The 23,140-nt window shown below is 41.1% G+C and carries 22 protein-coding genes and 1 other annotated feature; all 22 genes read left to right on the top strand.

Annotation, left to right across the window (positions count from 1 at the left end; translation table 11 throughout):
- Positions 1 to 7 precede the first annotated feature (7 nt).
- The 22 genes from GJS40_RS13585 (at position 8) to ileS (ending at position 23,106) form a co-directional block, all read left to right on the top strand.
- Positions 8 to 1,927 carry a stage V sporulation protein D gene (locus GJS40_RS13585; protein WP_270898394.1) on the top strand — a complete coding sequence of 640 codons (1,920 nt, stop codon included), beginning with the start codon at positions 8 to 10 and terminating at the stop codon, positions 1,925 to 1,927.
- Positions 1,928 to 1,998: 71 nt separating this feature from the next.
- Positions 1,999 to 3,477, top strand: a complete 1,479-nt coding sequence (locus GJS40_RS13580; protein ID WP_377901731.1) for a UDP-N-acetylmuramoyl-L-alanyl-D-glutamate--2,6-diaminopimelate ligase — start codon at positions 1,999 to 2,001, stop codon at positions 3,475 to 3,477.
- Positions 3,478 to 3,492: 15 nt separating this feature from the next.
- The gene (gene mraY / locus GJS40_RS13575) at positions 3,493 to 4,464 is read left to right on the top strand and encodes a phospho-N-acetylmuramoyl-pentapeptide-transferase (protein ID WP_270898392.1); all 972 of its coding nucleotides are present in this window, start codon (positions 3,493 to 3,495) and stop codon (positions 4,462 to 4,464) included.
- Positions 4,461 to 5,819 (top strand): UDP-N-acetylmuramoyl-L-alanine--D-glutamate ligase, encoded by a 1,359-nt coding sequence (gene murD / locus GJS40_RS13570; RefSeq protein ID WP_270898391.1) that lies wholly within the window; start codon positions 4,461 to 4,463, stop codon positions 5,817 to 5,819. Before mraY ends, murD begins: the two co-directional genes overlap by 4 nt.
- Before the next feature lie 79 nt (positions 5,820 to 5,898).
- Positions 5,899 to 7,002, top strand: a complete 1,104-nt coding sequence (gene spoVE / locus GJS40_RS13565; protein WP_270898390.1) for a stage V sporulation protein E — start codon at positions 5,899 to 5,901, stop codon at positions 7,000 to 7,002.
- Between the two features lie 13 nt (positions 7,003 to 7,015).
- Positions 7,016 to 8,116, top strand: a complete 1,101-nt coding sequence (murG, locus tag GJS40_RS13560) for an undecaprenyldiphospho-muramoylpentapeptide beta-N-acetylglucosaminyltransferase (RefSeq protein WP_270898389.1) — start codon at positions 7,016 to 7,018, stop codon at positions 8,114 to 8,116.
- Positions 8,117 to 8,132: 16 nt separating this feature from the next.
- Positions 8,133 to 9,044, top strand: coding sequence for a UDP-N-acetylmuramate dehydrogenase (gene murB / locus GJS40_RS13555; protein ID WP_270898388.1), 912 nt, complete (start codon positions 8,133 to 8,135; stop codon positions 9,042 to 9,044).
- A gap of 17 nt (positions 9,045 to 9,061) precedes the next feature.
- Positions 9,062 to 9,838: a cell division protein FtsQ/DivIB gene (locus GJS40_RS13550; protein WP_270898387.1), complete on the top strand. Its 777-nt coding sequence runs from the start codon at positions 9,062 to 9,064 to the stop codon at positions 9,836 to 9,838.
- A 283-nt stretch (positions 9,839 to 10,121) separates the two neighbouring features.
- Complete coding sequence (gene ftsA / locus GJS40_RS13545; RefSeq protein ID WP_270898386.1) at positions 10,122 to 11,405, top strand: cell division protein FtsA; 1,284 nt, start codon at positions 10,122 to 10,124, stop codon at positions 11,403 to 11,405.
- Between the two features lie 41 nt (positions 11,406 to 11,446).
- The gene (ftsZ, locus tag GJS40_RS13540; RefSeq protein WP_270898385.1) at positions 11,447 to 12,595 is read left to right on the top strand and encodes a cell division protein FtsZ; all 1,149 of its coding nucleotides are present in this window, start codon (positions 11,447 to 11,449) and stop codon (positions 12,593 to 12,595) included.
- Positions 12,596 to 12,769: 174 nt separating this feature from the next.
- A complete protein-coding gene (locus tag GJS40_RS13535) occupies positions 12,770 to 13,693 on the top strand; it encodes a sigma-E processing peptidase SpoIIGA (protein WP_270898384.1) in 924 nt (307 codons plus the stop codon).
- Between the two features lie 23 nt (positions 13,694 to 13,716).
- Positions 13,717 to 14,430 carry an RNA polymerase sporulation sigma factor SigE gene (gene sigE / locus GJS40_RS13530; protein WP_270898383.1) on the top strand — a complete coding sequence of 238 codons (714 nt, stop codon included), beginning with the start codon at positions 13,717 to 13,719 and terminating at the stop codon, positions 14,428 to 14,430.
- 185 nt (positions 14,431 to 14,615) lie between these two features.
- A complete protein-coding gene (sigG, locus tag GJS40_RS13525) occupies positions 14,616 to 15,401 on the top strand; it encodes an RNA polymerase sporulation sigma factor SigG (protein WP_333723945.1) in 786 nt (261 codons plus the stop codon).
- Between the two features lie 183 nt (positions 15,402 to 15,584).
- Positions 15,585 to 15,785, top strand: a complete 201-nt coding sequence (locus GJS40_RS13520; protein ID WP_270898382.1) for a hypothetical protein — start codon at positions 15,585 to 15,587, stop codon at positions 15,783 to 15,785.
- An 89-nt stretch (positions 15,786 to 15,874) separates the two neighbouring features.
- Positions 15,875 to 16,156 carry a YlmC/YmxH family sporulation protein gene (locus GJS40_RS13515; RefSeq protein ID WP_270898381.1) on the top strand — a complete coding sequence of 94 codons (282 nt, stop codon included), beginning with the start codon at positions 15,875 to 15,877 and terminating at the stop codon, positions 16,154 to 16,156.
- A gap of 97 nt (positions 16,157 to 16,253) precedes the next feature.
- Positions 16,254 to 17,078 (top strand): peptidoglycan editing factor PgeF, encoded by an 825-nt coding sequence (gene pgeF / locus GJS40_RS13510; protein WP_270898380.1) that lies wholly within the window; start codon positions 16,254 to 16,256, stop codon positions 17,076 to 17,078.
- A gap of 19 nt (positions 17,079 to 17,097) precedes the next feature.
- Positions 17,098 to 17,775: a YggS family pyridoxal phosphate-dependent enzyme gene (locus GJS40_RS13505; RefSeq protein WP_270898379.1), complete on the top strand. Its 678-nt coding sequence runs from the start codon at positions 17,098 to 17,100 to the stop codon at positions 17,773 to 17,775.
- An 11-nt stretch (positions 17,776 to 17,786) separates the two neighbouring features.
- On the top strand, positions 17,787 to 18,212 hold the full coding sequence (locus tag GJS40_RS13500; RefSeq protein ID WP_270898378.1) for a cell division protein SepF: 426 nt from the start codon (positions 17,787 to 17,789) through the stop codon (positions 18,210 to 18,212).
- Between the two features lie 15 nt (positions 18,213 to 18,227).
- Entirely contained in the window at positions 18,228 to 18,485 is a 258-nt protein-coding gene (locus tag GJS40_RS13495; RefSeq protein WP_270898377.1) for a YggT family protein, read from the top strand.
- Between the two features lie 5 nt (positions 18,486 to 18,490).
- The gene (locus tag GJS40_RS13490; protein ID WP_270898376.1) at positions 18,491 to 19,270 is read left to right on the top strand and encodes a YlmH family RNA-binding protein; all 780 of its coding nucleotides are present in this window, start codon (positions 18,491 to 18,493) and stop codon (positions 19,268 to 19,270) included.
- Between the two features lie 69 nt (positions 19,271 to 19,339).
- On the top strand, positions 19,340 to 19,846 hold the full coding sequence (locus GJS40_RS13485) for a DivIVA domain-containing protein (protein ID WP_270898375.1): 507 nt from the start codon (positions 19,340 to 19,342) through the stop codon (positions 19,844 to 19,846).
- Between the two features lie 218 nt (positions 19,847 to 20,064).
- Positions 20,065 to 20,284, top strand: a binding site (T-box leader).
- 53 nt (positions 20,285 to 20,337) lie between these two features.
- Positions 20,338 to 23,106: an isoleucine--tRNA ligase gene (ileS, locus tag GJS40_RS13480; protein WP_270898374.1), complete on the top strand. Its 2,769-nt coding sequence runs from the start codon at positions 20,338 to 20,340 to the stop codon at positions 23,104 to 23,106.
- Positions 23,107 to 23,140: the final 34 nt, after the last annotated feature.

Raw genomic sequence — 23,140 nt, 5'->3', positions numbered from 1 at the left:
TGTTTGTATGCGTGCAACTGCCGTCGTCGTGCGGAAACGCCTCTTTATCATACTTCTCATTGGTCTCGTGTCCATTATTATTCTACTAGTTCGCCTTGGCTACGTGCAGTTTGTAATGGGAGATTGGCTTACAAATCTTGCCGAGGACTCCTGGAGTCAAACGGTTCCATTTGAAGCAGAACGAGGAAATATTTTAGACCGTCATGGAGAATTACTTGCGACAAATATTAGTGCTCCATCGGTATTTGTTGTTCCGAAACAAGTAGAGAACCGAGAAGAAACGGCAAAAAAATTAGCGGAAGTTCTTTTTGTGAGTGAAGATAAAGCCTACGATTGGGTGACGAAAAACGAAAGAATTGTTCGTTTAAACCCCGAAGGTCGCAAAATAAGCAAAGAAAAAGCACGAGAAGTACACGATCTAGAATTATCCGGTGTGTATATTGCGGAAGATAATAAGCGCCACTATCCAAAAGGAAAATATTTGTCTCACGTCTTAGGATTTGTAGGGATTGATAACCAAGGATTAACCGGCATTGAAGCATATTATGATGAACAGTTACAAGGAGAGCGTGGGGCCGTTTCTTATTATGCGGATGCAAAAGGAAAACAAATGCCAGGTCTTGCAGATCAATATACGGAACCAAAAAAAGGGGACCATTTAAAGCTCACGATTGATGACCGCGTCCAAACGATCATAGAAAGAGAACTAGACATTGCAGAAGCTACCTACAATCCGGATGGAGCCCTTGCCATTGCGATCGATCCAAATAACGGGGACATTTTAGGGATGAGTAGTAGACCGGATTTTCATCCGGAAGAATATTTGGAGACGCCGCCGGAAGTATATAATCAAAACAAACCGATTTGGTCCACGTACGAGCCGGGGTCTACGTTTAAAATCATTACGTTAGCAGCGGCTTTGGAAGAAGGAAAAGTAGATTTGGAACATGATACATTCCATGATCACGGCCATGTGGAGGTCGGTGGGAGTCGACTCCGTTGCTGGAAAAAAGGAGGTCACGGACAGCAAACTTTTTTAGAAGTCGTTCAAAATTCTTGTAACCCAGGCTTTGTCGAACTAGGAGAACGACTTGGAAAGGATACTTTATTTCAATACATTGACGCCTTTGGCTTCGGGAAAAAAACGGGCATTGATTTACAAGGAGAAGGCACAGGGATATTATTTCAACCGGAAAATATCGGACCGTTAGAACTTGCGACGACGTCTTTTGGTCAAGGTGTTTCAGTGACACCGCTCCAACAAGTGACAGCAGTGTCTGCGGCCATTAATGGAGGCTATTTGTATCAACCACGAATTGCAAAAGAATGGATTGATTCGGAAACAGGACAAGTGAAAGAAACGTATCCGCCAGTTAAAAAAGAACGGGTGATTTCACAAGAAACATCTGAAAAAGTACGGAATGCACTAGAACATGTAGTTGCTAAAGGAACAGGAAAAGGGGCATATGTTGATGGTTATCGGGTGGGAGGAAAAACAGGAACGGCACAAAAAGCAAAAGGAGGAAGATATTTAGAAAACAATCATATCGTCTCATTTATCGGTTTTGCTCCCGCCGATGATCCTCAAATAGTGGTCTATGTAGCAGTGGACAATCCGAAAGATACCGTTCAGTTTGGTGGCGTCGTTGCAGCTCCAATTGTCGGTACGATTATTGAAGATAGTTTAAAAGCGATGGGAGTAAAAAAACGTACTGATGGTTTGGAAAAAGAAATGGATTGGAATGACCAAACGTATATTGAAGTACCAGACCTCATTTCTTTAACTTTAAAAGAAGTGCATGAAGCTTATTATCCGCTTCATGTGGAAACGGTGGGAAATGGAGATAGAATTGTAATGCAATCTCCTCAGCCAGGAGAAAAAATAAAAGAAGGTGGCACGATCAGACTTTATCTTCGTGACAAATGAGATACAACCAATTACAATATATGTCGGATATCATTCATATCAATTGTTGATTTTAGGAGAGTAAACATATGGTGACTTTACACGAATTAACAGAACAATTACTCGTGAAAACTGTAACGAAACCACATAATCCAACCGTCACTTCCCTTGTGATGGATTCTAGGGAAGTGACGGAAGGAAGCCTCTTTTTTTGCGTAAAAGGCTATCGTGTAGATGGCCATGATTTTGCAAAAGAAGCGGAACAACATGGCGCGGTAGCAATAGTAGCGGAACGCATGGTGGATGTCGACATCCCAGTTGTACTTGTACGGGATGTAAAACGAGCCATGGCGATTTTATCTGCTTATTTTTATCACCATCCGAGTGAAAAACTTCGCGTGATCGGGATTACAGGAACGAATGGAAAAACGACGACAAGTCATTTAATAGAATCGATATTACAACAAAATAATAAAAAAACAGGATTGATTGGAACCTTATATACAAAAATTGGCTCTGATCGATTTGAAACGAAAAATACGACCCCAGAATCAATATTACTGCAACAGACTTTTGCGGAGATGATCAAGAAGGAAATTGAATACTGTATTATGGAAGTATCGTCTCACGCGTTGGATCTTGGAAGAGTACGAGGGGTTTCTTTTGATACAGCAGTATTTACAAACCTTTCAAAGGATCATTTAGATTATCATGAAACAATGGAAGCATACACGCAAGCAAAAGGATTACTTTTTGCACAGCTTGGTAACACGTATGATGAGAGAAAAATGGTCATATTAAATGGAGACGATCCAACTTCTTCATACTTTGAAAAAATGAGTGCACATCAAATACTTACATATGGAATAGAAAGAGGAAACGATATCGAAGCGAGACAGCTCGAGATGACCCCGTTTGGATCAAATTTCCAACTTGTGACCCCATGGGGAGAAAAACAAGTGCACTATCCGCTAGCGGGAAAATTTAATGTCTATAACGCTCTTGCTGCAGCTTCTGTCGGTTTGGTGGAGGGAGTTTCACTGACTAATATTGTTTCTGCCTTAGAACAAGCGGAAAGTGTAGACGGCCGTTTTCAACCGGTGGATGTCGGTCAATCATTTGCCGTCATTGTAGACTATGCCCATACACCGGACAGTTTAGAAAACGTTCTTTCTACCATCCAAATGATGACGGAAGGAAATATTTATACAGTCGTCGGTTGTGGGGGCGACAGAGATAAGACGAAACGTCCGGAGATGGCAAGTATCGCCACAAAGTACAGTAACTATGCAATTTTTACTTCAGATAACCCGCGGACAGAAGATCCGGAAAAAATTTTACAAGATATGGTTACCGGTGTGCGCGGAGAAACGAATTATACCGTCCTAGTCAACCGAAAAGAAGCAATAAAAGAAGCGATTGGAAAAGCACGTCGAGGAGATGTTGTTTTAATCGCAGGAAAAGGGCATGAAACATATCAAATAATCGGTCATCAAACATTTCCTTTTGATGATCGTGTCGAAGCAGAAAAAGCAATTAAAGCATTGAAAAAGATGGAAAAGGACGACTAGAGAGGAGGAAGCGATGTGGCTGCGACGACATTTTGGGCACTTGCCCTCGCTTTTTTTGTGACTGTCATAGTTGCGCCATTCTTCCTTCCCATGTTAAAACAGTTAAAATTTGGGCAAAGTATTCGGGAAGATGGACCAAAAACGCATTTAAAAAAAGGCGGTACCCCAACCATGGGGGGCATTATGATTCTTTTTGCCTTGTTGGTGACAACCATCGTCATCCAAGGATTTGTTCTCTCATTTACAACAGAAGTCATTCTTTTGTTATTTGTTACATTAGGTTTTGGATTCGTAGGATTTCTTGACGATTTTATTAAAATAAAATGGAAAAGAAATCTCGGATTAACTTCGAAGCAGAAATTGATCGGGCAACTGATTATTTCTCTCCTTTTTTTCTTTATATTGCATCGGACGGGATTTGACACTCACGTGTACGTACCAGGCACAAGTTTGGGAGTAGACATTGGAATTCTCTATTATATACTCGTCATTTTTATGCTCGTCGGTTCCTCTAACGCTGTGAATTTAACGGATGGATTAGATGGATTGCTCGCTGGATGCGGTGCGATTGCCTTTGGAGCTTATGCCTTATTGGCATGGCATATCGGAATGATAGAAGTTGCTGTCTTTTCAGCGACAATCGTTGGTGCACTGCTCGGATTTTTAGTGTTTAATGCCCATCCTGCCAAAGTATTTATGGGGGATACCGGTTCTCTTGCACTAGGTGGTGCCATTGCTGCCATTGCGATTGTCACAAAGATGGAGCTCATCCTCGTTATCATTGGAGGAATCTTTGTTGTTGAAACGCTGTCGGTCATCATCCAAGTAATTTCTTATAAATCCAGTGGAAAACGAATTTTTAAAATGAGTCCGCTTCACCATCATTTTGAATTATCAGGTTGGTCGGAGTGGCGGGTGGTTGTTACTTTTTGGATTGCCGGACTCGTTTGTGCCGTGTTCGGTATATACATTGAGGTGTGGGTATGATGGATAAACATTGGTTTCAAGGAAAACATGTGCTCGTCTTAGGGCTTGCAAAAAGTGGCTATCATGCTGCTTTACTATTATTAAAGTTAGGGGCACATGTAACGGTTAATGATGCGAAAGACATCACTCATACAGAAGAAGCGCGTCATCTTATGCAAAAAAATGTAGACATTGTTTCCGGAGGTCATCCCCGGTCTCTCATGGAAAGATCGTGGGATTATGTCGTCAAAAATCCAGGGATTCCGTATCACAACCCTCTCGTTCAAGAAGCGCAGAAACAAGGAATTCCCGTTGTCACGGAAATCGAGTTAGCAAGTTTCGTTTGTAAAGGGGAGATTGTAGCAATTACCGGGACAAACGGAAAAACAACGACAACCACGTTAATTTATCACATGTTAAAAGAAGGAAATTGCCACCCGCATCTTGCTGGAAACATAGGTCTTGTCGCCTCCGATGTAGCAAAGAACGTAAAAGAAGATGAAGTGATGGTCACGGAGGTGTCTAGTTTTCAACTCAAAGGTACGCAATTTTTTCACCCTAAAACGGCTATCCTTCTAAACATTTCGGATGCCCACCTTGATTATCACGGGACGAGGGAAGATTATGAAATGTCCAAAGCCAAGATTTTTCAACGGATGACCGCAAAGGATACGATTATTTATAACGCGGATGACCCAGCGGTTAGTAGGTTAGTGAAAGATGCGAAAGGGAAGTTACTCCCTTTTTCTTTAGCAAAAAAAATCAACAACGGTGGGTATAAAGAGAACGGCGCTTTTTATTTTCAAGGAAAAAAAGTAATGGAGATAGAAGAAGTCTCTTTACCCGGAGCCCACAATGAAGAAAATATGCTTGCCGCAATCTGTGCAAGTCTTCTTCATGGCGCAAGCCTTTCTTCTATTCAACAAGTACTACGCACATTTCAAGGGGTGGAACATCGTCTCCAATATGTAGGAAATGTGGCTGGTAGGAAAGTATACAATGACTCAAAAGCAACGAATATTGAATCGACAGAAAAAGCATTAACTGCTTTTTCCGACCCAATTGTGTTAATTGGGGGAGGATTAGATCGCGGGGTAGATTTTTCACCGCTTATCCCTTCCCTTGCTCATGTGAAAGCAGCAGTATTTTATGGTGAGACGAAGGAACAATTAAAAGCAACAGCAGTAAAGGCAAATGTTCCTAGGGTGAAAACGACCGAAACATTAGAAGAAGCGGTGAAAGAAGCTTTTTCTTACTCAACAAAGGGAGATATTGTTTTGCTGTCACCGGCTTGCGCTAGTTGGGATCAATTCAACACCTTTGAAGAAAGAGGGAAAACCTTTATTCACGCTGTTCAACAATTAGCGGGTTCATAAGAATATAAGCATGTTCACTTCATTTTTGCATACATTGAAAAGAAAAGAACCATTGGTTTTTTAGATGAGGTGAACAGATATGGAGGGTCGACGTTCCTTCGATGTCCTATTATTTACAGCTGTTCTTTGCCTTTTAGTAATAGGGATGTTAACGGTGTATAGTGCAAGTTCTGCTTGGGGGATGCATTTAGAAAACGATCCATTTTACTTTGTTAAGAGACAACTGTTATTTGCCGGGACAGGGGTTGCGCTCATGATTGGGATATCTTATATCGATTATTGGACTTGGCAACGTTGGTCTGTTGTGATCTTAATTGTATGCTTTGCGCTAGTTATACTTGTCTTAATCCCCGGAATAGGAATTGTTCGCGGTGGTGCGCGGAGCTGGATTGGTGTTGGTGCATTTTCCATTCAACCGGCAGAGTTTATGAAACTAGGAATGATTATTTTTTTATCCCATTATATCGTACTTCGTCAACGATGGATGACTCATTTTAGAAAAGGGATGTTGCCAGCGTTAATGCTCATGTTTCTTGCTTTTGGTTTAATCATGTTACAGCCGGATCTCGGCACAGGGACAGTGATGCTTGGGACTTGTTTCGTGCTATTATTTGCAGCCGGGGCAAAAATCCTTCATTTTATTTACTTAGGTTTGATAGGAGTGGCGGGATTTGTATTTCTTATCGTTTCTGCTCCTTATCGAATGGCGCGGATTACTTCGTTTATAGATCCGTGGTCCGACCCGTTAAATACAGGGTTTCAAATCATACAATCTCTCTACGCTGTCGGTCCAGGCGGATTATTTGGACTCGGATTTGGGGAAAGCCGGCAAAAATTTTACTATTTGCCAGAGCCTCAAACCGATTTTATTTTCTCTATTTTGGCGGAAGAGACCGGATTTATTGGTGGTGCTTTCGTGCTCGTATTATTTGGAATGGTGTTGTGGCGCGGAGTGGTGACTGCTTTACATGCACCGGATTTATTCGGTTCTTTTTTGGCCATTGGTGTCACCGGTGTTATCTTTATTCAAGTAATGATAAATATCGGAGTGGTTATCGGGTTGTTTCCGGTGACAGGAATTACGCTACCATTTTTGAGCTATGGAGGCTCATCGCTAACTTTGATGTTATTAGCTGTAGGGATCGTATTAAATATTACTCGACATCGAATGCGCGTTTCTTAAGTAGGAGGATACTATGAAAGTAATCGTTACCGGGGGCGGTACAGGTGGTCATATTTATCCTGCCTTAGCCCTCATCAAGGAAATGAAAAGATTCAATTCCGACGCACAATTTTTGTACGTCGGAACAGAAAATGGATTGGAAAGTGACATTGTACCACGGGCAAACATCCCCTTTCAAACAATCAACATTAGTGGTTTCAAGCGTAAGATATCTTTTCACAACGTTCGGACGGTGTGGCGTTTTTTACGTGCCATCAAACGTGCGAGGAAACTGATCGCTTCTTTTCAAGCAGACATCGTCATTGGCACAGGTGGATATGTGGCAGGACCAGTCGTCTATGCGGCAGCGAAAATGGGGGTGCCAACGATTATCCACGAACAAAATAGCGTGCCGGGCCTCACCAACAAATTTTTAAGCCGCTACGTCGATCGGGTTGCCGTTTCTTTTCGTGAATCGGCATCTTATTTTCCTAAAGAAAAAGTAGTAGTAACAGGTAACCCACGAGCATCAGAGGTGATCCATGCACGAGGGGATAATCCTTTTGAAGCAATCGGTTTGTCTACGAAAAAGAAGACGGTCGTCATTGTCGGAGGAAGTAGGGGAGCTCGCCCAATCAACGACGCTTTTATTGAAGCTCTTCCTCATGTGAAAGAGAAGGAGTGGCAATTTTTATATATAACTGGTTCTATTCACTATGATAAAATTATATTGGAAGTTGAAGAAGTCGGAAATCCAAAAAATGTGGTCATTAAACCTTTTATTCATGAGATGCCAGCCGTGTTGCGACATGCTGATTTAATTGTGGCTCGCGCGGGGGCGACGACGCTGGCGGAAATTACCGCCCTTGGATTACCTGCCATTTTGATTCCAAGCCCATACGTCACGAACAATCATCAAGAAAAAAATGCAAAAACATTGAGCGATCAAAAAGCGGCCATTTTACGAAAAGAACATGAAATAAATGGGAAAGTGCTATTACAAGATATCGACAAAATTTTATCAGATGAAAAAAAATGGAAGTTGATGCATCAAAGATCATTACAATTGGCTTATCCCGAAGCTGCTCAGAAAATGTATCAACTAATGGAGGAATTGATAACTCCTTCAAAATAAGGTGGGAGTGAGAAGTGTGCAAAGGATTGTAGATGAATTAAAAAAAGCAAACGTTGGTAGTGTGCGAACTAAAGAGCTTTTAAAACATCATACAACTTGGAAAATTGGAGGTCCGGCCGATATTTTCGTTGAACCGGATAGCGTGGAAGGGCTCGTTCGAGCGATGGAGATTATTCAATCGAACGATTTGCCATGGCGCGCTATTGGTCGCGGTTCCAATTTATTAGTAGATGATCGAGGCATTGAAGGGGTCGTCTTTAAGATTGGAAAACATTTAGATCATTTGGAGATAAACGATGAAGTGGTTCGTGTTGGAGCGGGTTTTCCCCTTGTTCGTCTCGCTACCGTTATTAGCATGAAAGGTCTTTCCGGTTTGGAATTTGCAGGAGGAATTCCTGGTTCGGTAGGTGGAGCAGTTTTCATGAACGCTGGAGCACACGGCTCAGACATGTCCCAAATTTTACTGGAAGCTCGCATCCTTTATCCGGACGGTAGGCTCCTTTGGCTATCCAATAAGGAAATGGACTACTCCTATCGAACATCGTGTCTGCAAAAAGAGAAGGGGATTTGTGTGGAAGCCCGTTTACAATTAAAAAAAGGAGAGAAAGAAACGGTTGTAAAAGAAATGAAAAAGCATAAAGAATATCGTCGCGAAACACAACCGTGGGATCATCCTTGCGCCGGAAGTGTATTTCGTAACCCACTTCCCCACCATGCGGGAGCGCTGATTGAAAAAGCCGGATTAAAAGGATTCCAAATTGGCGGTGCCCAAATATCACCAATGCACGGAAATTTTATCGTCAATGTAAATGAGGCATCGGCGTCGGATGTGTTAGCGCTCATTCAACACGCTCAAAAAACGGTAAAAAAAGAGTTTCAAATTGAGTTGCAGACGGAAGTAGAAATTGTGACACGCTCAAATTCATGAGATGGGAGGGGGAGAGAATGCCGGATAAAAAAGTAATTCCTCTCGATGATCGCATACCTGCACTTCAATCCCAACGAAAAAAACGCGCCAATCGTCGCCTTATTTTTTATCTCACTTTCTTTTTTCTTCTTATTTTGTTCGTCGTGTATTTCCAATCCCCTCTCAGCCACATTCGTCATATTACAGTGGAAGGTGCAGAGCATGTCGATGAACGATGGATTGTTGATGAAAGTGGAATCAAAATAGGAAATAGTATGTGGAATATTGATAAAGAGGAAGCGATGACAAACATCCATCAGTTAGAAGAAGTAGCGGATGTTCATATAGAAAGATCGCTCCCATCCACCATACATATTACGATTACAGAACACGAGCGAATTGCGTATGTTGATAAGAACGGGCGCTATATCCCAGTCCTTGAAAATGGAACGATTTTAACAGAACAATCGGTGAGTCATATTGATGCCGAAGCCCCTATTTTACATGGATTTTCAGATGAGACGCTTCTCCGCACATTCACAGAAGAGTTGAGCAAATTAGGGGATGGAGTAGCAAACAGAATTTCTGAAGTACACTTGACGGAACAATTGGCGAAAAACGGAGAAGTTCATCTATACATGACGGATGGCATTGAAGTAATTAGCACAATCGCTTCTTTTTCCGAACATATGGCAACATATCCAGGGGTAGCGCAAGAAATTGATCCGAATGAACCAGGCGTTCTCCATATGAAAATGAGTCCGTATTTTGAGTCCTTTGAGGTAGAAAGTGAAGATGAAGAACAGATGGAGTAATTGCTTTTCTTTTCATACTTTTTTCCTAACCTTATACGAGAAATCAGGTTATGCTTTTCCTTCTTGCGATTATCATGTAAACTTGCAGGAAAATAGAAAATACTTTTTTTGAAAGGAAATTCTATTTGTTTGTGGAATTGTAATAGTATTGAAAAGTAATCGTAACGATGACTTCTCATAAATACGTCATCTCATGTATAAAACCATGCTATGATAGAAAGAAGGAGTAAATTGAACAGTGTGAAAATGAAGCAGGAAATAGATGAAACGGAGGTGCCACACATTGAACAACGAAGATATCTACGTCAGCCTTGATATCGGTACATCCGGAGTTCGGGTTATTATCGGAGACATGTCGAGTGGGTCCCTCAAAGTAATCGGGGTTGGCAGTGCCAAATCAACAGGATTGAAAAAAGGAGCAATCGTAGATATTGATGAAACAGTAAAATCTATTCGGGAAGCAGTACAAGAAGCGGAACGAATGGTCGGACTTGAAATTAAACAAGTCATTGTCGGCGTGAACGGAAATCACATTGAAATTGAGCCGTGTAATGGTGTTGTTGCTGTATCAAGTACAGATAGAGAGATACGAAATGAAGACATCGAGCGCGTCCTTGATGCTGCGCAAGTTCTTTCTGTCCCTCCAGAAAGAGAAATCATCGATGTTATTCCAACGCAGTTTATCGTGGATGGTCTCGATGGTATTCATGACCCCCGCGGAATGCTAGGGGTTCGATTGGAAATGGAAGGTACCATAATTACAGGAACAAAAACAGCATTACATAATTTACTTCGTTGTGTGGAAAAAGCAGGTTTAACGATCGCAGACATTTGTTTATCCCCACTTGCTGCTGGTACTGTTGCGGTTTCGAAAGATGAAAAATCCTTGGGAGTTGCGCTAGTAGATATGGGGGGAGGCGGGACGACTGTTTCTGTCTTTCGGGAAGGGCGTTTAGAAGCGACATCTGTCATCCCAATTGGTGGTGACCATATTACAAATGATATTTCTGTCGGACTTCGCACAACGAAAGAGGAAGCAGAACGAATAAAAAGAGAACATGGACATGCGTATATTGACGAAGCATTAGATGAAGTAACTTTTGACGTTCAGACAATTGGAAGTGAAGAGACAGAAGAATATTCCCAATATGAAATTGCCCACATAATTGAACCTAGAATGGAAGAAATGTTTATTCTTATTGAAGATGAACTATTTAAACTCGGTTATCCGGAACTTCCTGGTGGCTATATTTTAACAGGTGGTACAGTGATGTTACCAGGAGCATTAGAACTTGCACAAGACATTTTGCGTCATAACGTGCGAGTGGCAGTGCCAGATTACATAGGAGTTCGTGAACCTATTTATACAACAGGAGTCGGGTTAATTGAGTTTGCTCATCAACACGTTAACATGCAAATTAGAGAAGCAGCATTTACCGTACAACCAAAAGATGAGAACGAAGAAGAATTGCTCGTTTCAGAAAAAAAGACAAAAAAGCAGAAAAGTTCCAATGGACCGGGGATGAAAACAAAAGTGAAAAACTTTTTCAAAGTGTTCTTTGAGTAAAAAATGGTTGAAAGAAGATTTGACGATTAGGAGGACCTTGAATGTTGGAATTTGAAATGGATATGGAACAGCTGGCACAAATAAAAGTAATTGGTGTTGGAGGCGGTGGTTCCAACGCAGTCAATCGCATGATTGAGCATGGACTCCAAGGAGTAGAGTTCATTGCAGTGAATACGGATGCCCAAGCATTACAGCTTTCCCAAGCGGAAACAAAATTGCAACTCGGGGCAAAGTTAACACGAGGGTTAGGAGCCGGGGCCAACCCGGAGATTGGAAAAAAAGCAGCGGAAGAGAGTAAAGAACAAATTGAAGAAGCGCTCACCGGCGCCGATATGGTATTTATTACTGCTGGAATGGGTGGCGGTACCGGAACAGGCGCTGCTCCGGTCATTGCAGAAGTGGCGAAGGAAATTGGCGCTTTAACGGTAGGGGTTGTGACTCGACCGTTTACTTTTGAAGGTAGAAAACGAGCGACACAAGCAGTGGCAGGAATTAGTGCGTTAAAAGAAAAAGTAGATACATTGATTGTCATACCAAATGATCGCTTATTGGAAATTGTAGATAAAAGTACCCCTATGTTAGAAGCCTTTCGGGAAGCGGATAATGTACTTCGTCAAGGGGTGCAAGGTATTTCGGACCTCATTGCAGTACCAGGTCTCATTAACTTAGACTTTGCCGATGTGAAGACAATTATGAGTGACAAAGGCTCAGCGTTAATGGGCATCGGGGTTGCCACCGGTGAAAACCGTGCTGCAGAAGCTGCGAAAAAAGCGATTTCAAGTCCACTACTTGAAACTTCTGTGGACGGTGCCCAAGGAGTGCTCATGAATATTACCGGCGGAGACAATTTAAGCCTTTTTGAAGTCCATGAAGCTGCAGAAATCGTATCTAGTGCTGCAGACCATGAAGTAAATATGATTTTTGGTTCGGTTATTAATGAGAATTTAGATGATGAAATTGTCGTCACTGTGATCGCGACAGGGTTTGATGAGCAACCGGAACAACAAGCTAGCACTCGCTCTCAGCGCCGTACGAACACAGCTCCGAATCGCACGGTGACGCAAAAGGAAGAGCGACCAATCACTGAAGAAGCAGCGACCGTGATGAGAAGAGAAGAACTGAAACAAGAAGAACCGGATACGTTAGATATTCCGACATTTTTACGTAATCGCCGTCGTCGGAAACAGTAACAGAAGAAATAATAAAAGAGTGATTTGTCCAGTCTGGCAAATCACTCTTTTATTGCATACAAGAAGATTTTACAAAAGAGATGAAAAGAAGCTAAAATCCCTATCATAATCTGACAGACTTTTAAATAGACTGCATATATAATCATGGTTACAAGAAGAGGTAGAAGAGAGTGGGTGATATACATATATTACTTAGATATTTTGTTTCTTCTCAATGTAGGCATTCATCTCATTTTGTTTCGAGGTACTGCACGTCTTTTAAAGACAACCATTACCACGAAGAGACTTTTCATTGCTTCAAGTGCTGGTGCATCAACCGTTTTTATTGTACTCACTCCTTTTGAAGAATGGTTAGTACACCCAGTTGGAAAAATAGTATGGTCTCTCGTCTTAGTATGGATCGGTTTTGGATATCGCTCTTTTCGTATGTTTCTGAAAACGTTATGCATGTTTTATATGACAAGTTTTGTCACAGCGGGAATTCTCATCGGACTTCATTCCTTTTATATGTCAGCGATTCATCCAACCGCACCACTTCCCCAAACCGTATTGTTTAGCCCGGTTCGTCAAGCATTGATCTTTCTTTCTCTTCCAGTATTGTGGGGAGGGCTTGTATGGATGGATAAAACAATGAAAGTACGCAAAATGGCTCACCAAAAAAATAAAAAAATATCTATTTCTATTGATGGCAAATGGATAGAAGGAATAGGACTTATTGATACAGGAAATCAATTAAAAGATCCATTCACGAAAAAACCGGTCTTGATTATGAATTTGTCATTATTAAAAACAATACTTACGGATAGACAGTATGCCCATTTAAGTGAAATCGTTGCGAAAAAAAATTGGGAAGAAGTGGGCTCTCTTAACTATTGGGAAGATAGATTTCGATTGATCCCGTATCGAACGGCCGGACATGAAATGAATATCATGCTTGCTCTCTGTTCAGACGTCGTTATCGTGCACGACCAAGATCATGACGTTTCTTTTCAATCTTTCCTCATCGGTTTAGACAAAAAAGAACTGTCCTCCACCGGTGAATTTCAAATCGTATTTCCTGCCGATGCATTCCATGAATCATGGGAGACAATTGCATAAATTGGGGATAGGAGGTAAGGGAAGTGCTTAAATTAAAATTGACCTTATTCTGGTATAAAGTGTTAAAAAAGTGTGGTTTAAAACCGGACGAACTTTATTATATTGGAGGAAGTGAAGCGCTGCCTCCCCCGCTTTCAAAAGAGGAAGAAGAACATCTCATTCAGCGATTACCGAAAGAGGATGAAGAAGCTCGTTCAATCCTCATCGAAAGAAATTTACGCCTTGTCGTATATATTGCCAGAAAATTTGAAAATACCGGTATTCATATTGAAGATTTAATCAGCATTGGAACGATTGGTTTAATTAAAGCTGTCAATACATTTAACCCGGAAAAGAAAATAAAATTAGCGACCTATGCTTCCCGTTGTATTGAAAATGAAATTCTTATGCATTTACGACGAACAAACAAATTGCGCTCAGAAATATCTTTTGATGAACCGTTAAATGTGGATTGGGATGGAAATGAGTTGTTACTATCCGACATTTTAGGAACAGAAGAAGATATTATTACGAAAGGGTTGGAACATAAAGTAGATCGCCGTCTCCTGCGGAAATCAATGGAAGTGCTAAATCCTCGGGAAAAAAAAATTATGGAAATGCGCTTTGGGTTATCTGGTGGCAAAGAAAAAACCCAAAAAGACGTGGCGGATTTGCTCGGAATTTCCCAATCTTATATTTCCCGTTTAGAAAAGAGAATTATCAAACGATTGCGAAAAGAGTTTAACAAAATGGTTTAATTTTCCTAAAAGCTATTTTTCGTGCGAAAGGTCGGCGAAAAATAGCTTTTTTCTATTCCATTGCATCGGTGCCAAACAGTTCCTAGTTTCTCGTTCTGCATAATTTTTCTCTCTCAGGACATACTGAACATGAACATACATGAAGGATATTTTATCCTCGACATCAAGGCTTGGGAGGGATCACGGTGGCACGAAGCAAGGTAGAAATATGTGGAGTAGATACATCTACACTCCCAGTACTTAAAAATGATGAGATGCGAAAACTTTTTCGTGACATGCAAAACGGAGACACCACGGCACGGGAAAAATTAGTCAACGGAAATTTAAGATTAGTGTTAAGCGTGATTCAACGTTTTAATAATCGCGGTGAATACATGGATGATTTATTTCAAGTAGGTTGTATTGGATTAATGAAATCCATTGACAATTTCGATCTCTCACAAAATGTTCGCTTTTCTACGTATGCGGTCCCTATGATTATCGGAGAAGTGAGGAGATATTTGCGGGATAATAATCCCATTAGAGTTTCCCGCTCGTTACGAGATATTGCTTATAAGGCACTGCAAGTTCGCGATCAACTCATGGCAGAAGAAAATCGTGAAAAAGAGCCTACCGTTCAAGAAATTGCTTCCAAGCTTGAGATTTCGAAAGAACAAGTCGTATTTGCCCTGGACTCCATTCAAGATCCTGTATCCTTGTTCGAACCGATTTATAACGATGGTGGTGACCCAATTCTCGTCATGGATCAAATTAGTGATGACACCGCCCAAGATAAAAAGTGGATCGATCAATTGGCGCTAGAAGAAGCGATGATCCAATTGGATAGTAGAGAAAAATTAATTTTAAGTATGCGCTTTTTCCAAGGAAAAACGCAAATGGAAGTGGCAGATGAAATTGGCATTTCCCAAGCACAAGTTTCGCGTTTAGAAAAGGCAGCGATTAAACAAATGAACCGGAGAGCAACAATGTGATAAGAGACAAGGAGCTGTCCAAAAAGTCATGATTGAAGACTTTTTGGACATTTTTTTGTTACCTCTTCATCAAAAATTGCTTCTGGAAACGCCTCTTGGCCGAATAGGCATGTTTCCAACACCAAATGGTTGATGGAAATAAGTCATGGATAGTCATGCCATCGTTTCATATAAAAATAGCTAATGGAAGCAGGCCATGAATGGCTCATAACACTGTTTCATTCAAAAATAGCTAATGGAAGCAAGCCATGGATCGCTCATGCCACCGTTTCATTCAAAAATAGTTTATGGAAACAAGCTATGAATGGATCATGGCACCGTTTCGATCCAAACACCATTGTGAAAGCAATCCATGCACGATGTATGGCGCCGTTTCAGCGCTAAATGATTGTTAAAAGGAACTCTCGATTTATTTTTCAGGACTTATTAGACAGCCTCTTTTTCATTTCTTTTTTGAAAAGGTGTCACATACAATGAGAGTAAGAAAAGGAGAAAAAGGGGAAACGAAGATGAGAATAACAGACTTGCAAACGAAAGATATCGTCAATATGCATACGGGGAAACGACTTGGTCATGCCGGAGATATTGATATCAACGTGGAAACAGGCCAAATCGAAGCGATCATTATTGGTGGAGCAGGGAAAGTGATGACGTTATTTAATCGGGATCAAGAATACATCATTCCGTGGTCAAACATAGTGAAAATAGGTTCCGATGTCATATTAGTGAATTTGTATGACAATGAAGGAGAATGAAGGAAAGCACTCGCATTTCTATGGAAAAGAGACAAAATGTGTTAAAATAAGAACATTCAGAAGAGAAAAAGATGAAGAAGAAAGGAAAATTTCGGCTATGAATGATCCTTTTTTTCGACAGAACGAGCGGTATTTTACGATAAACATCCCTCCCTTTTCTACGTCTAAAAGCCTTGTGGCGGGAATGACAACAAGACAAGGTGGAAAAGGGACACCTCCGTTTTATTCTTTCAATATGGCAAGCTATACTGGGGATGATGAGACGATTGTTTACGAGAACCGCAAATTGCTCGCTTCTGATATATCTTTCCCACTGTCTCAATGGCGCGGAGCAACCCAAGTACATGGGCGTCGCTTAATGAAAGTGACAAGTGATCAAGGGAGCGATGACCGATTGGGCTTAAAAATGATAGGAGAAGCCGATGGATTGTATACGACGGAAAAAAATATATTGCTCGTTAGTTTTTATGCGGACTGTGTGCCTTTATTTATTTACGTTCCATCCCGAGAATTAATCGGTTTGCTCCACGCCGGGTGGAAAGGAACGGCCGAGCAAATTGGCCCGAAAAGTATCGCGATTTTAAGGAAGGAAGAACGAATAGATCCATCAGAGGTCCACGTTGTGATCGGTCCGGCTATTTCTCACAAAGTATACGAAGTAGATGATACAGTCATTCAAAAAATGAAAGCTATTCTCCCGCCCGGTGCACGCGCACCGTGGACAAAAACGAGAGATTCTCATTATTTATTGGATTTAAAAGAAATGAATCGTCTTCTTTTCCTGTCCTCTGGAGTCAAAAAAGAAAACATGGCTGTCAGTCAATATTGTACATATTCAGAAAAAGAAACGTTTTTTTCGTATCGAAGAGATCAAGGCCACACTGGTCGAATGATGACTTTTATCGGATGGAAGGATTGTTAGAGAAAGGAGATCGTACGAAGTGTCGGTGGAAGAAAATTTACAGCAAGTGAATCAAGTCATCCAATCAGCATGTGAAAAAGTCGGTCGAAAGAAAGAAGAAGTGACGATTGTAGCCGTTACGAAGTATGTCGGTAACGATAAAACAAAAGAAGTTCTTGAAGCAGGGATAGAACACATTGGAGAAAACCGCGTGGAAGGAGCATTGGAAAAATGGGAAGCCTTTCAAGGACAAGCAAACTTTCATTTCATTGGGACGTTGCAATCGCGAAAAGTAAAACAAGTAATTGATAAATATGATTATTTTCATTCATTAGATCGTCCATCGCTCGCAAAAGAATTTCAAAAGCGATGTCCAGAAGGAAAAAAAATACGTTGTTTTGTACAAGTCAACGTGTCAGGAGAAGCTTCTAAGTTTGGTCTTGCACCTGAGGAAACCATTCCGTTTATTGAATCGTTAAAAGACTACCCTGCCATTGAAGTTATTGGGCTGATGACCATGGCTCCTTTTGAAGAAGATCCAGAAAAGACGCGACCGGTCTTCCGAGGCTTAAGAGAATTACGGGATGAAGTACAATCACAACGTTTTCCGCATGCACCATGTACAGAACTGTCGATGGGCATGTCCAATGACTATCATATTGCGGTGGAAGAAGGTGCTACAATTGTTCGTCTCGGCTCGGTATTAATGAATGAATAGGGGGAGGAGACATGAGTATCAAATCAAAATTCCGACGTTTTTTTGAATTGGAAGATGAGGTGTTGGAGGAAGAAGTAGAAGTAGAGTCAGAGAATAGAAACGTAGACGAAAGACAAGCGTCGTCAGAAAAAAATGTCGTCAGTTTACAAAGTGTTCAACAGATGACAAAAGTCATTTTGATCGAACCGAGAGATTACGCGGAAGTGCAAGACATTGCCGATCACCTCAAAAACAGAAAAGCCGTAGTGATAAATACCCACCGCGTTTCAAAAGAACAGGCACGACGTATTGTTGATTTTTTAAGTGGAACCGTATACGCTATTGGCGGTGACATACAAAAAGTAGGAACTGGGATTTTTCTCTGTACGCCGGATAATATTGATGTCACCGGAACGATATCAGAAGTGTTCCATCAATCGTCAAATGATTGGGATTAAAGGGGAAGGTGCCTTATGGAAGCAATTGGAGCTATATTATTAATAGGTATGCAAATTTACTCTTATGTCATTATTATTTATATTTTAATGTCTTGGTTTCCTAATGCTAGGGAATCTTCGTTTGGGCAAATGCTCGGCTCTATCGTAGAGCCTTATTTGGAACCGTTTCGAAAATTTATTCCTCCTCTTGGTATGATTGATATTTCACCGATTGTAGCGATTATCGCTCTTCACTTTGCTCGCTTTGGTGTACAAGCATTGTTTTTCGGGTGAGAGAAATGACGATATTAGACCATTTCCGAAAAGAAGAACATCCTTTTGTAGAACAAGCGTTAGAGTGGAAAGAAGGAGTAGAGACGCGCTATGAACGAAAACTAACAGAGTTTTTAGATCCAAGGGAACAGGCGATTTTATCGTCGATCGTTGGAAAAGATGAGACCGTGTTCCTTTCCTTTTGGGGCGGTCAAGCAAATAGCGAAAGAAAGCGAGCGATTCTTTATCCATTTTATGAAGAAGTGACGGAAGAAGATTTTGAACTCGTTTTATTTGAAATCATTTATCCGAACAAATTCATTACATTAAGCCATCGCGATTGTTTAGGAGCACTATTAAATATTGGTTTAGTCCGTCAAAAATTTGGTGATATCATTGAAGGGGAAGGTTGTTTTCAATTCCTCACCACAAAAGAAGTCTCGATGTTCGTTCAAACGAATCTTGAAAAAGTGGGACAAGCGTCTGTCACATTAAAGGAAAAACCACTCCATCATCTTTTACCAATGAAAGAAGAATGGAAAGAAAAAACAGGATTTGTATCCTCATTACGTCTGGATGCATTGCTGTCTGAAATGTATCATCTATCTCGCAACAAAGTACTCCCATATATTGAAAAAAAACGAGTGAAAGTAAATTGGCAACTGATGGATGATCCTTCCTATCCTTTAGAAGCGGGCGACTATTTATCTGTTCGTGGCCTTGGTCGAAGAAAACTGTTTGCAATTGATGGAGAAACGAAAAAAGGTCGTTTGCGTATTCGTTATGGAGAAATGCTTGAAACTTAAAAAAAGGGAATCTTTAAAAGTTGTCGAAACATAACTCATAAAACCGTTAGCGGCTGGAGGTGCAGCAATTTGCCATTAACACCATTGGATATTCATAATAAAGAATTTACAAGAGGATTTCGTGGTTACGACGAAGATGAAGTGAATGAGTTTTTAGATCAAGTGATTAAAGATTATGAAATGGTCATTCGCGAAAAAAATGAATTGTTTGCGAAAGTAAATGAACTGGAAGAAAGATTAGAACATTTTGCTGACATGGAAGAGACATTAAACAAATCGATTCTTGTCGCGCAAGAATCGGCGGAAGATGTGAGAAGAAACGCAAAAAAAGAGGCGGAACTCATCGTTCGGGAAGCGGAAAAAAACGCCGATCGTATTATCAATGACGCGTTAGCGAAATCTCGTAAAATTGAGTTGGAAATAGAAGAGTTAAAGAAACAAGCATCGGTGTATCGCATGCGCTTCAAAATGTTGATTGAAGCGCAATTAGAAATGTTACATAATGATCGCTGGGATGAAGTGATCGATGAAGAACCGGAAGAGCATGAAACACAAGAACACAATCAAGTTGACTAAATGAAACCAATTGTTCTATAATTTCTTCAGAATAAAGCGGTCAGAACTTCTCTATTTGGGAGAATCACCGCAGAAAGAGATAATCAGCTTATCTCAAAGAGTAGTGGTGCTGAACACGCCGACAGTGTATACGTTTTACGAAAAGTTCGTGGCGTAGAACTGGAAGCTCGTCATCTTAATGACAAGTAGTTCACTTTTTATGTGATACAAAGACATAAATAAAAACGAAGAAAGGGACGCGCTGTTTTATTCGTTTCTGTTAGCGAGCTGTGGATGGTGGGAGCACGGTAGAAACGACAAAACAGACATCACCCTGGAGTTCTGATACTGAAAAATAAGTAAGTGTCAGCGGTTGGAACCGTTACTACAATGAGTAGGTATGCGTGTTTTCACGTGCATACAAGAAGGGTGGCACCGCGAGTACAACTCGTCCCTTGTCAGGGATGGGTTGTTTTTTTATTTTAACGTATCGTTGAGGAGGATAAATTGGAATGAGTTACAAAGAAACGTTATTAATGCCGAAAACGAAATTTCCGATGCGAGGAAATTTACCAAATCGGGAACCAGAAATGCAAAAAAAGTGGGACGAAGAAAAAATTTATGAAAAAGTACAGGAACGTACGAAAGGAAGACCGTTATTCGTTCTTCACGATGGACCTCCTTATGCCAATGGAGATATTCATATTGGGCATGCACTCAATAAAATCATTAAAGATATGATCATTCGGTACAAATCGATGAGTGGCTATCATGCTCCGTATGTACCTGGCTGGGATACGCACGGATTACCGATTGAAACAGCTCTTACGAAAAATAAAAAAGTGGATCGCAAAAAAATGTCCGTGGCCGAGTTTAGAAAATTATGTGAAGAATATGCACTGGAACAAATTGATCGGCAACGAGAGCAATTTAAACGGCTCGGTGTCCGTGGTGATTGGGAGAATCCATACATTACTTTGACACACGATTATGAAGCGGCTCAAATTAAAGTGTTTGGGGAAATGGCGAAAAAAGGTCACATTTACAAAGGAAAGAAGCCAGTTTATTGGTCTCCATCGTCAGAATCAGCCCTTGCAGAAGCAGAGATTGAGTATCACGATAAACGTTCCCCTTCTATTTACGTATCTTTTTCTGTGAAAGACGGAAAAAATGTGTTAGATGGCGATGAAAAATTTATTATTTGGACAACAACACCTTGGACGATTCCTGCGAACTTAGCGATTGCGGTTCATCCAAATGTGACGTACGCTGTCGTAGAAGTGAATCAAAATAAATTTGTCGTAGCAGAACAGTTGGTTGAACAATTAACGCACGAACTGCAGTGGGAACAGCCGGTGGTTGCACGTACCATTCCTGGTCATCAATTAGAACATGTCATGACTACCCATCCCATTTATGGCCGCGATTCCCTCGTCGTGTTAGGGGATCACGTGACGCTTGACGCTGGGACAGGATGCGTTCACACCGCGCCAGGTCACGGGGAAGATGACTATATCGCCGGTCAAAAATACGGGTTAGAGACATTGTGTCCTGTGGATGATAAAGGGTATTTTACCGAAGAAGCGCCAGGATTTGAAGGTCTCTTTTATGATGATGCCAATAAAGTGGTCACCCAAAAGTTAGAAGAACTAGGGGCGCTGTTAAAACTAGACTTTGTCACTCACTCGTATCCTCACGATTGGAGAACGAAAAAACCGGTGATTTTCCGTGCAACTTCGCAATGGTTTGCTTCCATCGAAAACTTCCGGGAAGACTTATTAAAAGAGATTAAAAATGTAAGGTGGCTTCCGGAATGGGGCGAACAGCGACTTTATAATATGGTGCGTGATCGAGGTGACTGGTGTATTTCCCGTCAACGTGCTTGGGGCGTACCTATCCCGATTTTTTATGGAGAAGATGGGGAGCCGATCATTACGGATGAAACGATCCAACATGTCTCCGACTTATTCCGCAAACACGGGTCTAACATTTGGTTTGAATGGGAGACAAAGGACTTACTTCCGGAAGGATTTACGTCCGAACATAGCCCGAATGGTGAATTCACGCGAGAAATGGATATTATGGATGTTTGGTTCGATAGTGGATCGTCCCATCAAGCGGTGCTAGAGGAAAGTGAAGAATTAGTACGACCAGCAGATATGTATTTGGAAGGATCGGATCAATATCGCGGTTGGTTTAACTCTTCCCTTTCTACAAGTGTAGCTACTACTGGAAAAGCACCGTATAAAATGGTATTAAGCCATGGCTTCGTTTTAGATGGAGAAGGGCGAAAGATGAGTAAATCGCTCGGGAACGTCATCGTTCCAAATAAAGTGATGAAGCAATTAGGAGCGGATATTTTACGTCTTTGGGTTGCTTCTGTAGACTATCGAGGAGACGTTCGCATTTCAGATTCGATTTTAAAACAAGTGTCGGAAGCATATCGGAAAATGCGAAATACGTTCCGTTTTATGTTAGGAAATTTACATGACTTTTCCCCTTCCAGCCATCGCGTCCAAGACGAACAATTTTCAGAATTAGATCGTTATATGATTTTAAAAAGAAATGATGTTATTCAAAAGGTTAAGGAATCTTATGATGCCTATGATTTTGCCGGCGTGTATCATGCGATTCACAATTTCTGCACGATTGATTTAAGTTCCTTTTATTTAGACATCGCGAAAGATATCCTTTATATTGAACATAGCAACCATCCGAAACGTCGTGCAATGCAAACCGTCATATATGATACGATTGTTGCGCTTGCAAAGTTAGTGGCGCCAATTTTGCCTCATACTGCAGAAGAAGTGTATAGCTATATTCCTGAGACAGAAGCAGACAGCGTGCAACTAACAGACATGCCAAATGAATATCCATTAAAAGAATCAGAACAGTTACGGGATAAATGGGATCAACTAATGGCAGTTCGTGATGAAGTGTTAAAAGCACTGGAAGAAGCTCGGAATGAAAAAGTCATTGGTAAGTCATTAGCCGCTTCCGTCATCCTTTATCCAAAAGATTCCGTTCGTTCATTGCTTCAAGAAATGGAAGAGGAATTAGCGGAACTGTTTATCGTCTCACATGTGACGATTAGTGCCGAGAACGCTCCTTCTTCTGCGGAAGCCTTTGCACTAACGGAAGTTCTTGTCCAACCAGCGCAAGGAGAGACTTGTGAACGTTGCTGGAAGGTAACGGAAACGGTCGGTACGGAAGAAAAACATCCTACATTATGTACCCGTTGTGCATCCATTGTAGAAGAACATTATAGCGAGATTCAATAATCAGTGAAAGGAGGCGTCTTTACGCCTTCTTTCT

Origin of the sequence: Aliibacillus thermotolerans, from assembly GCF_027853235.1 — a bacterium.
Classification (GTDB): Bacteria; Bacillota; Bacilli; order Bacillales; family Marinococcaceae; genus Aliibacillus; species Aliibacillus thermotolerans.
This window is presented reverse-complemented; position numbering and strand designations above follow the sequence as displayed.

Bases quoted from the DNA above. Each gene is read 5' to 3' on its own strand.
- GJS40_RS13585 (WP_270898394.1), top strand. From the start codon at position 8: ATGCGTGCAACTGCCGTCGTCGTGCGGAAACGCCTCTTTATCATACTT.
- murD (WP_270898391.1), top strand. From the start codon at position 4,461: ATGATGGATAAACATTGGTTTCAAGGAAAACATGTGCTCGTCTTAGGG.
- spoVE (WP_270898390.1), top strand. From the start codon at position 5,899: ATGGAGGGTCGACGTTCCTTCGATGTCCTATTATTTACAGCTGTTCTT.
- murG (WP_270898389.1), top strand. From the start codon at position 7,016: ATGAAAGTAATCGTTACCGGGGGCGGTACAGGTGGTCATATTTATCCT.
- GJS40_RS13550 (WP_270898387.1), top strand. From the start codon at position 9,062: ATGCCGGATAAAAAAGTAATTCCTCTCGATGATCGCATACCTGCACTT.
- ftsZ (WP_270898385.1), top strand. From the start codon at position 11,447: ATGTTGGAATTTGAAATGGATATGGAACAGCTGGCACAAATAAAAGTA.
- GJS40_RS13520 (WP_270898382.1), top strand. From the start codon at position 15,585: ATGGAAGCAGGCCATGAATGGCTCATAACACTGTTTCATTCAAAAATA.
- GJS40_RS13515 (WP_270898381.1), top strand. From the start codon at position 15,875: ATGAGAGTAAGAAAAGGAGAAAAAGGGGAAACGAAGATGAGAATAACA.
- pgeF (WP_270898380.1), top strand. From the start codon at position 16,254: ATGAATGATCCTTTTTTTCGACAGAACGAGCGGTATTTTACGATAAAC.
- GJS40_RS13500 (WP_270898378.1), top strand. From the start codon at position 17,787: ATGAGTATCAAATCAAAATTCCGACGTTTTTTTGAATTGGAAGATGAG.
- GJS40_RS13495 (WP_270898377.1), top strand. From the start codon at position 18,228: ATGGAAGCAATTGGAGCTATATTATTAATAGGTATGCAAATTTACTCT.
- GJS40_RS13490 (WP_270898376.1), top strand. From the start codon at position 18,491: ATGACGATATTAGACCATTTCCGAAAAGAAGAACATCCTTTTGTAGAA.
- ileS (WP_270898374.1), top strand. From the start codon at position 20,338: ATGAGTTACAAAGAAACGTTATTAATGCCGAAAACGAAATTTCCGATG.